12 protein-coding genes and 1 pseudogene are annotated in these 13,894 nt (G+C 63.0%); 8 read left to right on the forward strand and 5 right to left on the reverse strand.

From position 1 onward, the window contains the following. The 3 genes and pseudogenes from EOA86_RS04955 to EOA86_RS04965 form a co-directional block, all read right to left on the reverse strand. Positions 1 to 264, reverse strand: a pseudogene (locus tag EOA86_RS04955) (ABC transporter permease); the annotation flags it as partial. Position 265: 1 nt separating this feature from the next. Beyond that, the gene (locus EOA86_RS04960; RefSeq protein WP_164891560.1) at positions 266 to 1,786 is read right to left on the reverse strand and encodes a sugar ABC transporter ATP-binding protein; all 1,521 of its coding nucleotides are present in this window, start codon (positions 1,784 to 1,786) and stop codon (positions 266 to 268) included. Positions 1,787 to 1,831: 45 nt separating this feature from the next. Then, positions 1,832 to 2,845, reverse strand: coding sequence for a substrate-binding domain-containing protein (locus tag EOA86_RS04965; protein ID WP_065007209.1), 1,014 nt, complete (start codon positions 2,843 to 2,845; stop codon positions 1,832 to 1,834). 201 nt (positions 2,846 to 3,046) lie between these two features. On the opposite strand from EOA86_RS04965, the gene EOA86_RS04970 reads away from it, so the two are divergent. The 6 genes from EOA86_RS04970 to EOA86_RS04995 all read left to right on the forward strand — a co-directional run bounded on the left by EOA86_RS04970 (position 3,047) and on the right by EOA86_RS04995 (position 10,772). Beyond that, complete coding sequence (locus tag EOA86_RS04970) at positions 3,047 to 5,449, forward strand: glucan 1,4-alpha-glucosidase (RefSeq protein WP_128340876.1); 2,403 nt, start codon at positions 3,047 to 3,049, stop codon at positions 5,447 to 5,449. Between the two features lie 118 nt (positions 5,450 to 5,567). After that, positions 5,568 to 6,584, forward strand: a complete 1,017-nt coding sequence (gene gnd / locus EOA86_RS04975) for a phosphogluconate dehydrogenase (NAD(+)-dependent, decarboxylating) (RefSeq protein ID WP_128340877.1) — start codon at positions 5,568 to 5,570, stop codon at positions 6,582 to 6,584. Positions 6,585 to 6,600: 16 nt separating this feature from the next. Beyond that, on the forward strand, positions 6,601 to 7,977 hold the full coding sequence (gene zwf / locus EOA86_RS04980) for a glucose-6-phosphate dehydrogenase (RefSeq protein ID WP_128340878.1): 1,377 nt from the start codon (positions 6,601 to 6,603) through the stop codon (positions 7,975 to 7,977). A 17-nt stretch (positions 7,978 to 7,994) separates the two neighbouring features. Beyond that, positions 7,995 to 8,699 (forward strand): ROK family protein, encoded by a 705-nt coding sequence (locus EOA86_RS04985; protein ID WP_128340879.1) that lies wholly within the window; start codon positions 7,995 to 7,997, stop codon positions 8,697 to 8,699. Between the two features lie 147 nt (positions 8,700 to 8,846). Continuing rightward, positions 8,847 to 9,308: a MucR family transcriptional regulator gene (locus tag EOA86_RS04990; protein WP_029349266.1), complete on the forward strand. Its 462-nt coding sequence runs from the start codon at positions 8,847 to 8,849 to the stop codon at positions 9,306 to 9,308. 231 nt (positions 9,309 to 9,539) lie between these two features. Further along, complete coding sequence (locus EOA86_RS04995) at positions 9,540 to 10,772, forward strand: MFS transporter (protein WP_127209585.1); 1,233 nt, start codon at positions 9,540 to 9,542, stop codon at positions 10,770 to 10,772. A 56-nt stretch (positions 10,773 to 10,828) separates the two neighbouring features. On the opposite strand, the gene EOA86_RS05000 is transcribed toward EOA86_RS04995, so the two are convergent. Continuing rightward, positions 10,829 to 11,431 carry a TetR/AcrR family transcriptional regulator gene (locus tag EOA86_RS05000; RefSeq protein WP_127209586.1) on the reverse strand — a complete coding sequence of 201 codons (603 nt, stop codon included), beginning with the start codon at positions 11,429 to 11,431 and terminating at the stop codon, positions 10,829 to 10,831. Positions 11,432 to 11,650: 219 nt separating this feature from the next. Between EOA86_RS05000 and EOA86_RS05005 the strand changes: the two genes are divergently transcribed. Beyond that, a complete protein-coding gene (locus EOA86_RS05005; RefSeq protein ID WP_128340880.1) occupies positions 11,651 to 12,007 on the forward strand; it encodes a hypothetical protein in 357 nt (118 codons plus the stop codon). Positions 12,008 to 12,097: 90 nt separating this feature from the next. Further along, the gene (locus tag EOA86_RS05010) at positions 12,098 to 12,913 is read left to right on the forward strand and encodes an oxidoreductase (RefSeq protein WP_128340881.1); all 816 of its coding nucleotides are present in this window, start codon (positions 12,098 to 12,100) and stop codon (positions 12,911 to 12,913) included. Positions 12,914 to 13,169: 256 nt separating this feature from the next. Here EOA86_RS05010 and EOA86_RS05015 read toward each other — a convergent pair whose 3' ends face one another. Beyond that, entirely contained in the window at positions 13,170 to 13,886 is a 717-nt protein-coding gene (locus tag EOA86_RS05015; RefSeq protein ID WP_065007216.1) for a glutamine amidotransferase, read from the reverse strand. Positions 13,887 to 13,894: the final 8 nt, after the last annotated feature.

Consider the following 13,894-nt stretch of genomic DNA (forward strand, 5'->3'; position numbering starts at 1 on the left):
GACGAAGGTGCCGATCGACAGATCGAGTTCGTTGCCGGCGATGACGAACATCTGCGCGATCGTCGCCAGGGCGATCGGGATCGCCAAATTGAGCATCAGGCTGAAGCCGAAATAGCTGATGGCGCGCGGGTTGAGCCAGGCGATCGCCAGCAGCACCAATACCAGCGACAATGCCGGCAGCAAGCCGCGCAGCAGGCGCGCCCGCGCCAGCCTGTCACGCTCGGAGGAACCTTTGAGGCCGGTCTCGATGGGTGCTGCCGTCATCTCAGGCAGCGTCGCCGAACGAGGACTGGATGATCTTTTTCTCCGTCAGCTCGTCGCGACGAAGGTTGGCGACAATCCGGCCGTTCTTGAAGACGTAGATTTGGTGGCAATTGTCGAGCTCTTCGGTTTCCGTGGTGTACCAGAGGAAGGTGCGGCCGCGGCCGGCCTCTTCGCGCACGAGGTCGTAGACCTCGAGCTTGGTGCCGATATCGACGCCGCGCATCGGGTCATCCATCAGCACAATCTTTGCGTCGGAACCGAGCGCCCGGGCAAACAGGGCCTTCTGCTGGTTGCCGCCGGACAGCGAGAAGATGTTATTGTTCATGTCGGGGGTGCGGATGCCGATTTTCTTTTGCCAAAAGTCGGCGAGTTCGGCTTCGCGCTGCGGCGAGATCAGCAGGCCGTTGCGCAATCGCTTCAGCGAGCGGATGCCGATGTTTTGCGCAATCGACCATTGGGGGAAAATCCCGTCCGACTGCCGGTCCCCGGCCACCAGGGCCACCGGCGCGGTGACCTCGATGCCGGTTTTGGAGCGCGCCGCGGCGGCGAAAATCGCCAGCAGCAGATCGGTCTGTCCATGGCCGGCCAACCCGGCAAGGCCGATGATCTCGCCAGCATGCGCCACAAGTTCGTTGCCGTCCTCTTGGCGCGCTGGGCGGGCCCGGACCCGCAACGGGCCGGTCTCCGGCTTTTGGGTCGCGATCTCGGCCGCTATCTTCTCACGCGCTTCCGCTCCACCCATGGTCGTCACCAGCCTGTCGCGATCGAAAGCCTTCGCCGCATCTGACGCAACGACCTTGCCGTCGCGCATCACCACGATGCGGTCGGCATGCTGCAGCACCTCGCCCAGAACATGCGAGATCAGGATGCAGCTCCGGCCAGTTGCGACAAAGCGCCGGACGAAAGCCAGCAACTGGCCGGCCGTATGCGCGTCGAGCGAGGACGTCGGCTCGTCGAGGATCACCAGCTCGAGCGGATCCTGCGTCACCGTGAAGGCACGCGCCACCTCGACCATCTGCCGCCTGCCGATGGAAAGGTCGCTGGCGATGTCGGAGCCGGAGATGCTGTGGCCCGGAAATATCTCGTCGAGCTTGGCCGCGATCAGATCGGCCGCCTTGCGCCGCCAACCGAGGCCGCGCAGCGCCGGGTGGTTGATACGCGTGTTCTCGGCGACGCTGAGGTTCGGGCAGAGCGAGAGTTCCTGGAATACGCAGCGTATGCCGAGCTGTTGCGAGCGCGGCACCGAATAATTGTCCTCGACATGGCCGCGCACCGCGATCCGCCCGCTGTCGGGCACGAGTGTGCCCGCCACCATATGCATGAGCGTCGACTTGCCCGCGCCATTATGGCCGACGAGGCCGACGCACTCGCCGGCGCCAACGTGGAAATCGACGCCGGCGAGCGCCCTGACGGCGCCGAAATGTTTTTCGGCTCCGTCCAGTCTGATGATGTCCATATTGGAGGCGCCGAAACGTTTTTCGGCGCCGTTCAGTCCGACGATGTCTGTGTTATCCTCGGGCATCCCTAGCGATGTCCAGTTAGCAATGCAGCTGACAACGTGCCACGCTCACTTGATGTTGGCTTTGATCGCCGCGATGGCGTCTTCCTGCGTGTATTCGTGGCTGGCCACACCACCCTTGGGGATTTTCGGCAGCGCGGCCTCGAAAGTATCCTGGGTGAAGGCGAGGTATGGCACCAAGAGATCATGTGGCACATCCGTGCGGCCGTCGAGCACCTGTTGCGCCACCCAGAAGGCCAGCGACGATACGCCTGGCGCAATGGATGCCGACCAGGTCTGGTAGCCGTCCTTGTCCTTCTGTTCCTTCCACCATTGCAGCTCATCCTGACGATTGCCCATGATGATGGTCGGGCGCGGTTTGCCGGCGGCGGCAAAGGCTTGTGCCGCGCCATAGCCGTCGCCGCCCTGATCGACGACGCCGACGATTTCAGGCAGCGACGGCAGGATTGTCGCGACAGCCTTCTGTGCTGTGGTCTGATCCCAGTCGCCGGTCACCGAACCGACGATCTTGAACTTGGGATGAGCAGCGACGCCTTCCAGAATCCCGGCATGGATGGCGTCATCGATCGATGTGCCGGCAAGGCCGCGGATTTCCAGCAGATTGCCGCCCTCGGGATGGAACTTGGCCATCTGCTCGACTTCCTGCCTGCCCATGTCCTTGAAGTCGACGACCACTCGATAAGCACAGGGCTCGGTAACGATGCCGTCAAAGGAGACGACGACGATGCCGGCATCGCAGGCCTGCTTGATGGCGCCGTTGAGCGCGTCCGGCGAGGCGGCGTTGATGACGATGGCGTCATAGCCTTGCAGGATCAGGTTCTGCACCTGGGCCGCCTGGGTCGGCACTTCCTTGTCGGCCGTCGTGAAGATGTCCGCGGCTGCCACCACCCCGTCGGCGACCGCCTTCTTGGTGACGATGGCATAGCTGTTGAGCATCGCCTGTCGCCACGAATTACCGGCATAATTGTTGGAAAAGGCGATCTTCTTGTCGCTGGTGTCGGCAAGCGCGTTACCTGACGCGAGCATCGCCGCAAGGGCACTCAAGACGAGTATCTTCTTCATGTGGTATCCTCCCATGGATTGCTGATTGCTGTTGGCTGCTGGTGGCTGTTATGACGACCCTCGTTTCAATATTGTCAGACAAATTTAGATGGGCGCACTTGTCAACAGCGATCGGTGACGGTTTGACGATCAACTTGCGGTGCAATGATTGAAAAGGCTTCGGCTCCTGGTCTAGGGGTGGGGCAGGAGACCGAAATCGAGATGGCAGTGACGCCGACTGATGCGCTGGGCGCACCCGGAATTCCGGCGCGCTGGACGTCAAGCGCCAAGAGCGGCGTCGGAACCGCGCTTTCTCGGGCCTGCCCTATCTGGTTCACGATCAGCCACGGCATTCTCAACGAGGTCTATTATCCCAGCCTCGATAGCGCCTGCACCCGCGACATGGGGCTGGTCGTCACCGGCCTCGGCGGCTATTTCTCGGAAGAGAAGCGCGATGCCGTGCACAGCGTCGAGCCGTTCGAGGATGGAGTGCCCGCCTACAGGCTGGTCAACACCGCCGCCGACGACACCTACCGGATCGAAAAGCGTATCATCACGGATACAGAACGTCCCGTTTTGCTGCAGGAAATCAGCTTCACGCTGCTGAGAGGCCCGGTTGCCGACCACCGCGTCTACGCACTGCTGGCACCGCACCTGGTCAACGCCGGCATGGGCAACACCGCTTGGGTCGGCGACTACGAGGGAAGGCCTGTCCTGTTTGCGTCCGGGCGTCGCGTCTGCCTGGCGCTCGCCTCGTCGCTGCCCTGGGGAGCATGCTCGGCCGGCTATGTCGGTGTCTCCGACGGCTGGCAGCAACTGCGTCGTGACGGCCGGCTCGACCCGGCCTGCCGAAGGGCCGAAGACGGCAATGTCGCGCTGACCGGAGAGATCGGCTTTTCGGCTGTGAACCCAAAGGCCTTGCTGGCCCTGGGTTTCGGAACGACACCGCAAGAGGCGGCGGAAAATGCCTCGGCCAGCCTGAAGCGGGGTTTTGAGCCCGCAGCCAGATCCTATGTCAAAAAATGGCGGGATTGGCAGGCTGGCTTGCTGCCGCTGGACCGGCATGTAGCAGGGATCAACACCTTTCGCGTCAGCACAGCGGTTCTGGCGACGCACCGGTCGTCCGACGGAGCAGCAGTCGCCAGCCTGTCGATCCCATGGGGCTTCAGCATGGGCGACGACGATCTCGGCGGTTATCATCTGGTCTGGCCGCGCGATCTGGTCGAAACCGCGGGCGGTTTCCTGGCCGCCGGCGATCCGGCGCAAGCGCTTGAGATCCTCGCCTATCTCCGCTCTATCCAGCAGCCGGATGGGCATTGGCCGCAGAACGCCTGGCTCGACGGATCATCCTATTGGCCCGGCATCCAGATGGACGAATGCGCCTTTCCATTGCTGCTCGCCGACGCGCTCCGCCGCGCAGGGCACCTGGCAAACGCCGCGTTGCTCTCCTTCATGCCGATGATCGAGCGCGCCGCTTCCTATGTCGTGCGCAACGGTCCCGTCACCGGCGAAGACCGCTGGGAAGAGGATGCCGGCTACAGTCCGTTCACGCTCGCGGTCGAGATCGCAGCACTGCTCGCCGCGGCCGACATGTTCGACGTTTGCGGCAAAGAAGAGCCGGCAAACTATTTGCGTGAAACCGCCGATGTCTGGAACGACCAGATCGAGCGCTGGACCTATGTCACCGGCACTCCACTCGGCGAAGAGGTCGGCGTCGCGGGCTACTACGTCCGCATCGCGCCGCCCGACACCGCCGGCGCGGCGTCGCCGAAGGACGGCTATGTGCCGATCAAGAACCGGCCGCCCGGCGATACCGACCGGCCGGCCGAAGCGATCGTCAGCCCGGATGCGCTGGCGCTTGTCCGCTTCGGCCTCAGGGCTGCCGGCGATCCGCGCATCGTCGACACCGTCAAGGTCATCGATGCGCGGCTGCGTTGCGACCTGCCGCGGGGGCCCGTCTGGTATCGCTATATCGGCGACGGCTATGGCGAACATGCCGACGGCGCGCCGTTCGACGGGACCGGCCAGGGCCGGCCCTGGCCGCTGCTGGTCGGCGAGCGCGCCCATTACGAACTGGCGGCGGGCCGCGAGGACAAAGCAGCGAGCCTGCTGAAGACGTTTGAAGGCTCGGCCGGGGCTGGCGGCCTGCTGCCGGAGCAGGTCTGGGATGGTCCCGACATGCCGGAACGCGAGCTGTGGCACGGCCGACCGTCGGGCAGCGCCATGCCGCTGGTCTGGGCGCATTCGGAGCACATCAAGCTGCTGCGTTCGCTCAGTGACGGCGCGGTCTTCGACATACCGCCGCAAGGCGTGAGGCGCTACATCGAGGACAGTACCGTGGCGCCGCGACGGACATGGCGCTTCAACCACAAAGTCCGCACTATGCCCGCCGGCAAGCTGCTGCGCGTCGAGCTGCTGGCGCGGGCGGTGGTGCATTGGAGCAGCGACGATTGGGCGACCGCCCATGATACCGCGACGATCGAGAATGCCTTCGGCATCCATTTTACGGACCTGCCCGTTGCCGATGCTTCGCCGGGCAATACGATCGTCTTTACTTTTTTCTGGTCCGATGCCGGCCGTTGGGAGAATGTCGACTTTTTCGTCGGCATCGGCGAGCCGGACTAGAGCATGATCCCGAACCGAAGGTCAGCGTAGCAACAAGTGGAAACCGGTTTCGGAAAAGATCATGCTCCAACGACAGAGCCAGTAGATCTTCTATCCCTCAAGAACCAGGACGAGAAACATGCAGATCGGAATGATGGGACTGGGCAGGATGGGCGCCAACATGGTGCGGCGCCTGCTGCGCGATGGCCACGAATGCGTGGTCTACGACATCAACCCGGCCAGCGTTGCAGCCCTTGTGACGGCTGGCGCGATCGGAGCGGCTTCGATGGAGGAGTTCGTCGGCAAGCTGACCAAGCCGCGCACCGCCTGGCTGATGCTGCCGGCGGCGATCACCAGCCGGATCGTCGACCAGGTCGCCGACCTTATGGAGCCGGGCGACATCATCGTCGACGGCGGCAATTCCTATTATCACGAGGCTGTCGACCATGCAGCCCGCCTGGCATTGAAAGGCCTGAACTATGTCGATGTCGGCACCAGCGGCGGCGTCTGGGGCCTCGAACGCGGCTATTGCCTGATGATCGGCGGCCCTGACAGCGCGGTCCGGCATCTCGACCCGGTCTTCGCCACCCTGGCGCCGGGCGCCGACGCCGGAGGGCCCGCCCCCGGCAAGGATGCAGGAACGGCCCCCTTCGGCTATCTCCATTGCGGACCGAGCGGCGCCGGCCATTTCGTCAAGATGGTCCACAACGGCATCGAGTACGGCGTCATGGCCGCCTATGCCGAGGGCATGAACATCATGAAGTCGGCAAATGCGGGCAAGAGACAGCGGTCGGCCGACGCTGAAACCAGTCCATTGGAAAACCCGCAATACTATCAGTTCGACATCGATATCGCAGAGGTGGCCGAGGTCTGGCGGCATGGCAGCGTCATCGGCTCCTGGCTGCTCGACCTCACGGCCGGCGCGTTGAAGGCCGACTCGGCGCTGACGCAGTTCGGCGGACGAGTCTCGGATTCAGGCGAAGGCCGCTGGACCTTGAAGGCGGCGATCGACACCGGCGTGCCGGCGCCGGTTCTGTCCTCGGCCCTGTTCGACCGCTTCTCCTCGCAAGGCGAATCCGAATTCGCCGACAAGCTGCTGTCCGCCATGCGCTATGCCTTTGGCGGCCATGTCGAAAAGCCGAAGACCGGCTCGTGACAGGGAAGGCACGCTCATGAACCAGGAACGGTCCGACACGCTGGTGCTTTTCGGGGCGACCGGCGATCTCGCCCACAAGAAGATATTCCCGGCACTTTACACCATGGTCGCCAAGGGAACGTTGACCGAGCCGGTGATCGGCGTCGCTTTCGACGCCTGGGACGTGAAGCAGTTGCAGGCGCGCGCCCGCGACGGCATCGTCAAGGCCATCGGCAAGGTCGACGAAAAGATCTTCGCGAAACTTGCGTCGCTGCTTCGTTATGTCAGCGGCGACTACCGTAGCGCCGCGACCTTCGAGAAGCTGAAAAGCGCGCTGGGAACCGCACAGCACCCGCTGCATTATCTGGCGGTGCCGCCGACCATGTTCGAGACGGTCATCCAGGGGCTGGAACAGTCGAGCGCGGCCCAGGGCGCGCGCCTGATGGTGGAAAAGCCTTTCGGCCACGATCTGCAATCGGCGCGCTGGTTGAACCGGGTCCTGCACCTGGTATTCGACGAGCAGTCGATCTTTCGCATCGATCATTATCTCGGCAAGGAGGCGATCCAGAACCTGCTCTATTTTCGCTTCGCCAATTCTTTTCTCGAGCCGATCTGGAACCGCAATTTCGTCGAGAGCGTGCAGATCACCATGGCCGAGGATTTCGGCGTCGAAGGCCGCGGCCGCTTCTATGACGAGGTCGGCTGCATCCGCGACGTCATCGAGAACCATCTGCTCAACATCCTGCTGCTGCTTGCCATGGAGCCGCCCGTTGGCCGCTCGGCCGACGATCTGATCGACGAGAAGGTGCAGGTGCTGCGGGCGATCCGGACGCTGACCAAGGACGATGTCGTGCGCGGCCAATTCAAGGGCTATCTCCGCGAGCCGGGCGTCGCGCCGAATTCGCCGGTCGAGACCTTTGCCGCGGTGCGGTTTTTCGTCGACACCTGGCGCTGGCAGGACGTGCCCTTTTTCATCCGCGCCGGCAAATCAATGCCGGTCCACGCCACTGAGGTCATCGTCCGGCTGAAGCGGCCGCCGCTTAATGTCTTCGACCCGATCAAGCCCGACGATGCCAACTACGTGCGCTTCCGCATCGACCCGCAGGTGGCGATCTCGATCGGCGCCCAGCGCAAGGCTGCCGGTGACGACATGATCGGCGAGCAGGTCGAACTCACCGCGCTCGACGACAGCAAGGGCGACATGCCGCCCTATGAGCGGCTGATCGGCGACGCGATGAACGGCAACGGCCAGTTGTTCACCCGCCAGGACGCCAGCGAACTCGCCTGGCGAATCGTCGGCCCGGTGCTCGGCGACACCACGCCGCCTCATCCCTATGAGCCGGGGACATGGGGGCCCGCCGATGCGATGGCCGGGTTCGGACCGCCGAACGGCTGGATCAATCCGGCGAAGTGAACTCGAGAGGCGACGCAATGGCCAAAGCGGCGAAAAAACCTGCACCGGACAGCGAGAAGATCGTACTTGCGATCGATATTGGCGGCTCCCATGTCAAGATCCTCACCAGCGCCGGCGGCGAGGAGCGCAGAACAGATTCCGGACCCGGCCTGACGCCGCAGCAGATGATCGCGGCCGTGCAGACGCTCGCCGACGGTTTGCCCTACGACGTCATCTCGATGGGTTATCCCGGCCCGGTGCACCACAACAGGCCGCTGACCGACCCCGCCAATCTCGGCAAGGGCTGGGTCGGATGCGACTTCGCAGCGCAGTTTCGCAAGCCGGTAAAGGTGGTCAACGACGCGCTGATGCAGGCCGTCGGCAGTTACGAAGGCCGGCGGATGCTGTTCCTCGGCCTCGGAACGGGGCTCGGTGCTGCGATGATTGTCGACAATGTCGCCCAGCCGATGGAACTCGCGCATCTTCCCTACAAGAAGGGCGGCAGTTTCGAGGATTATGTCGGCGAACGCGGCCTTGAAAAGCGCGGCAAGAAGAAATGGCGCAAACACGTGTTCGACGTCGTCGAGCGGCTGCGCGCCGCCATGCAGCCTGACTATGTGGTCATCGGCGGCGGCAATGTCGACAAACTGGACGAATTGCCTGCCGGTTGCAGGCGCGGCGACAACACACGCGCCTTCGAAGGTGGATTTCGACTGTGGCGCGACAAATCCCTGATTGTCTGATATTATGGGGGTTTAGGGCCAGACCTGTTGATCTGGCCCACCCGTTAGTATTGGTATTCAAAATAATGTGTGGCGTGGTGCGCCGTCATTGCGTTGCGCAGATTTGCCGACTAGGAATTCTGCGACCCCACTAACGGAGAAAATAGATTGACCGACGACAGCAACAAAGCCCGCAAGGACATCGACCTTCTCGAGCTGACCGCTCACATCGTGTCCGCTTACGTCGAGAAGAACCGCTTGCCCGCTTCCGGCCTCGGCGATCTCATCGCCAGCGTCAGCGCGTCGATAGGTGGGCTCGGACAACCCGCCGCTCCGGTGGCAGCGCCGCTGATTCCGGCGGTCAATCCCAAAAAATCGGTGACGCCGGACTACATCATCTGCCTCGAAGACGGCAAGAAGTTCAAATCCCTGAAGCGCCATATCGGCGTTCATTTCGGGCTGACGCCGGATGCTTACCGCGCCAAATGGGGCTTGCCGGCCGACTATCCGATGGTTGCCCCCACCTACGCGGCCTCGCGCTCGCAGTTGGCGAAGGCGATCGGTCTTGGCCGCAAGGCCGCCCCGCCGGCGCCGGTCAAGAAGACCAGGAAGCCCAAGGCCACGGTCTGACACGTCATTCGAAGCCCGGCAAATGGAAGCCTCGAAGATTGGCGCGAAGGAACTCGACCTGTGCGCCAAAATAACCTCTCCACCTCCGCCATTTACAATCAGCATGGTAGCGCGAAATCTTTGATCCAGAGCCGATTTTTGCGCGCGCCCCGCACCGAACTGCGCTAAAAGCGCTGTGGTCGGACCAGCGCCCCGCCGGCCGATACACAATCTCGCCGGGGCCATTCACAAATGACATCCGAATCCGATGCATCGCGCTATGCCGCCTTCCACCACAAACCCTTCCTGAGCTATTGGGCGGCGCGCTTCCTCTCCACATTCGCCACCCAGATCGTATCCGTCGCCGTCGGCTGGCAGGTGTACGACCTGACCCGCGATCCGTTCGATCTCGGGCTTGTCGGCATTGTCCAGTTCCTGCCTTCGCTACTGCTGGTGCTGGTCACCGGGGTGATCGCCGATCGTTTCGGACGCCGTCTGATCATGGCGCTGACGGTTCTGCTGGAGGCGATCTGCGCACTGGCCCTGTTGCTGCTGACGCTGCGCGGCCTTAGCGGGCCGGGCTTGATCTTCGGCGTGCTCGCCATGTTCGGCATCGCGCGCGCCTTCTTCGGACCGGCCGCGGCGTCGCTGTTCGCCAACCTCGTGCCGCCAGAGGATTTCGGCAACGCGATCGCCTGGAATTCGTCAGCCTGGCAGACAGCGACCATCGTCGGACCGGTCGCCGGCGGCCTGCTCTACGGGCTTTCGGCGGACGCGGCATACGGCACCGCAGCCGTTCTGATGTTTGTCGCCGCAGTGCTGGTCTTCAGCATCCCGAAGCCTGCCCAGCGCAGCGAGACCGACAGGCCGACGATGCAGACCCTGTTTGCCGGCTTCGGCTATATCTGGAACGAAAAGATCGTGCTCGGCGCCATTTCGCTCGATTTGTTCGCCGTGCTTTTGTCCGGCGCCACGGCACTGCTGCCGGTCTATGCGCGCGACATCCTCGAACTCGGCCCATGGGGCTTGGGACTGTTGCGTTCGGCGCCGGGGATCGGCGCCATCTGCGTTGCCATCTGGCTGGCCGGACATCCGATCCGCAATCATGCCGGCGTTGTCATGCTCGGCTTCGTCGCGCTGTTCGGCGCCTTTACCGTGCTGTTCGGCCTCTCCACAATCACCTGGCTGTCGATCGCAGCGCTCGCCTTGCTCGGCGCCACCGATATGTTCAGCGTCTACATCAGAGAGACGCTGATCCAGCTATGGACCCCGGACAAGGTTCGCGGCCGCGTCAACGCCGTCAATCAGGTTTTTGTCGGTGCCTCCAACGAGCTGGGCGAATTCCGTGCGGGCACCATGGCGGCATTGATCGGCACCGTGCCCGCGGTGGTGATTGGCGGCGTCGGCGCAGTCGTTATCGCCGGATTGTGGGCGCTGCTGTTCCCGCAGTTGCGCAAGGTGCGCCACCTCAACGGGCGAAACTGATCCGGGGCAAGCCGAATAACGCGGCAGCGAACCGCGGCATTCCCAACCAGAAACAGTCAGTTCTCCAGACCTTCGAGCAGCGTGAGGAGGGCGGCGTCCAGGGGATTTGGGCCGACTTTTTCGAGTTGGAACAAACCTTCCATGGTCAACATGGTGATGCCATGGACTTGCGCCCAACAGGCTGCCGCGCGACCCCGCACGTCGCGCTTGCGCAGCACGCCCTCGGCCTGGCCCCGCTCCAGCAATGCGATCACCACGCCAAACACAGCGAGCGCCCTCTCGCTCAGATGCACGTCCGCTGCCTTGCCGGCCTCCGCGCTGAACATGAGCCGGTAGAGACCCGGATTTGAGGTTCCAAACCGAACATAGGCCCGGCCGACGGCGAGAAATTCGTCCCGCCAGGAATTTGCCCCTCTTGGCTTTGCCGTCGTCATCGCCTCATGCAGCCTGTCCAATCCCAGCAGCGCCATTTCGGCAAGCAGGGCGGCCTTGTCCGGAAAGTGCTTGTAGGGAGCGGCATGGCTGACGCCGGCACGGCGCGCCACTTCCCTCAGAGTGAACTGCCAGCCCTTTTCCTCGTGCAGCATGGCCATGGCGGTCTCGATGATCGCGTACCTCAGATTTCCGTGGTGGTAGGGACGATCGGTGGCTTCTTGCATGCTGCTCACAAAGTTATCATCAGAAACATTGTTGACATTGCCTACTTTCGGGCTTATGTCAATGCCTGGAAGTTAACGATGTCAACATTGGAGCCTGCTATGAACACCGTTGCAAATGAAGTCGGAACCCGCCTCGCCCTTACTCATCAGCGCGCGCGATCGGCGCATCCTGCCCTCCCGGACCGGCCGAGAGCGGCACAGTCCAAACGGAGCCTCGCGATGATCAACCTCATCGGTGGTGTGGTGGCATTCGGCCTGGCCGCGTCTCCGCTGCATGCCGGTGAGCTGTCGGCCATGGCGGGGGAGAGTATCCGTATCGGCGGCCTTCATGGCGTCCTCTACTACACCAACGACAATGACGGCTATCGGGTGATCGCAACGATGGCGGATGGTGAGGCCGGGGCTCCGGTGCGCTTCTCGGCCACCCTCGTCGAAGGGCAGTCGGCCACCATATCGGTGCCGGGAAAATTGGGCGAACCTGACCAAAGCCTCGAGGTGTCGCGCTCGGGCGACAAGCTTACCGTCACCGAGGTGGGATCGGTGTCCGACCAGAAAACTGGGGCCATTGCCGAGTAATGGCTTCACTAGGTCGCCGGGGCGTGCGCCACATCTCCATTTGTGCGCACGCTTGCAGCCGGTAATCCAGCACAAAAGAAAGTGATTTCCATGAACAAGACCAATCTTGGCGTCGCCCTGGTGACGGGCGCATCCACCGGCATCGGCCACGCAACGGCCAAAGCCCTGCAGAATGCCGGCTTTCGCGTGTTCGGAACCAGCCGTCGCGCGGTCGCCGAACGGTCCGACGGCATCACCATGCTGACCTGCGACGTCACCGATGACGCGTCCGTGGCGAAACTGGTCGATGACGTTCTGGCCGAGGCCGGGCGTATTGATCTGCTCGTCAACAATGCCGGCATGGGTCTGCTTGGCGGCGCGGAGGAGTCCTCGATGGCCCAGGCTCAGTCGTTGTTCGACGTGAACGTCTTCGGCGTTTTCCGCGTGACCAACGCGGTGTTGCCGACAATGCGCCGCCAAGGAAAGGGCAGGATCGTCAATTTGAGCTCGGTGCAGGGGTTCATCCCAGCCCCCTATTTCGCGCTTTATGCGTCGACCAAACATGCCATTGAAGGCTATTCCGAATCGCTCGACCACGAACTGCGCCCGTTCGGAGTTCGCGTCGTGCTGGTCGAGCCCGCCTATACCCGTACGTTATTCGAAGACAATCTCGCCAGGCCGGATCAGTTGCTGGATATCTATGACTCTGCGCGCGCTGGCATGAATGTAGCCGTGCGGAAGGCGATGGAAAAAGGCGATGCGCCCGAAGTGGTAGCCAAGACCGTGTTGGCAGCTGCGACTAATCCCACTCCTAAGAGGCGCTATCCGGCGGGAAAAATGGCGCGCCAGGTCAGTTTCCTGCGCCGTTTCGTCCCGGCATCCGCATTCGACAAAAGCCTGCGTAAGCAGAACGGGCTGCCGGTCTGACGTCCACGTCAACGACTGCTGCTTCGGTCGAACCGGCAAACCACGGCAGGCTGCTGTCGCTCGGTTCACCGCTTCGGCAGGCAGACCTTGCCGTCCGGTGGGCTGACGAAACTCTTGGCGCATTGTCGGCTCCGTCGGTGGCGGGACTTGGAATCGGTGGCACGAATCCGGACACCTGAAGCCGCAGCGCCTCGTCCCCCAAAAACGGCGATACAAAATCAAATCAATAGTTTGCGTTTATAGACGCAAAACTAGATCAGGACAGCGCGGGCTTACCGAAGATCGTCTGAAGGAATTCGCCGAGCCAGCGCTTCAGATGCATGTCCCAGATTAGCCGGCCGCCGAGATGGTCGCGGCCGGGCTGCGCGCCGGGGAGTTCGAAGCGATGCGCGCCGCGAACGACCCAGCGCTGCATCATCGCCCTGGTCAATTCGCCATGGAACTGGATGCCCCAGGCATTGTCGCCATAACGAAAGGCCTGGTTGGGATAGGTTTCGGCCGTCGCCAGCAGCGTCGCGTCCCTCGGCAGCGAGAAGCCCTCGCGGTGAAACTGGTAGACCATCTCAGGCCAGCGCATCAGCTTCCTGCCATCCTCCGTCGCTTTCAGCGGATACCAGCCGATCTCGACCAGCCCCTCGCCATGCCCCTCGACCTTGCCGCCAAGATGTTTGACCAGCATCTGCGCGCCGAGGCAGATGCCGAGCAACGGCCGGTTCTCCCGGAGCGGAACTTTCAGCCAGTCGGTCTCGCGGCGGACGAAGTCGTCCTCGTCATTGGCGCTCATCGGTCCGCCGAACACAACGGTTCCGGCATGACCGTCCAGTGTTTCCGGCAAGGCGTCGCCGAGCGGCGGGCAGCGGAGATCGAGGTCGAACCCCTCTTCGATAAGCATGTGGCCGACGCGCCCGGGGCTCGAACTCTCCTGATGCAGCACGATCAGGATTTTTGGTCTCGGCCTCGGCGTGGATGGCATGGGTATCC

Source organism: Mesorhizobium sp. M5C.F.Ca.IN.020.32.2.1 (assembly GCF_004023105.1).
GTDB classification, from domain to species: domain Bacteria; phylum Pseudomonadota; class Alphaproteobacteria; order Rhizobiales; family Rhizobiaceae; genus Mesorhizobium; species Mesorhizobium wenxiniae.

Coding starts and splice junctions, on each gene's coding strand:
- EOA86_RS05000 (WP_127209586.1), bottom strand. CDS start 11,431: ATGCAAGAAGCCACCGATCGTCCCTACCACCACGGAAATCTGAGGTAC.
- EOA86_RS04970 (WP_128340876.1), top strand. CDS start 3,047: ATGGCAGTGACGCCGACTGATGCGCTGGGCGCACCCGGAATTCCGGCG.
- EOA86_RS04985 (WP_128340879.1), top strand. CDS start 7,995: ATGGCCAAAGCGGCGAAAAAACCTGCACCGGACAGCGAGAAGATCGTA.
- EOA86_RS04965 (WP_065007209.1), bottom strand. CDS start 2,845: ATGAAGAAGATACTCGTCTTGAGTGCCCTTGCGGCGATGCTCGCGTCA.
- gnd (WP_128340877.1), top strand. CDS start 5,568: ATGCAGATCGGAATGATGGGACTGGGCAGGATGGGCGCCAACATGGTG.
- EOA86_RS05010 (WP_128340881.1), top strand. CDS start 12,098: ATGAACAAGACCAATCTTGGCGTCGCCCTGGTGACGGGCGCATCCACC.
- EOA86_RS04960 (WP_164891560.1), bottom strand. CDS start 1,786: ATGCCCGAGGATAACACAGACATCGTCGGACTGAACGGCGCCGAAAAA.
- EOA86_RS04995 (WP_127209585.1), top strand. CDS start 9,540: ATGACATCCGAATCCGATGCATCGCGCTATGCCGCCTTCCACCACAAA.
- zwf (WP_128340878.1), top strand. CDS start 6,601: ATGAACCAGGAACGGTCCGACACGCTGGTGCTTTTCGGGGCGACCGGC.
- EOA86_RS05015 (WP_065007216.1), bottom strand. CDS start 13,886: ATGCCATCCACGCCGAGGCCGAGACCAAAAATCCTGATCGTGCTGCAT.
- EOA86_RS05005 (WP_128340880.1), top strand. CDS start 11,651: ATGATCAACCTCATCGGTGGTGTGGTGGCATTCGGCCTGGCCGCGTCT.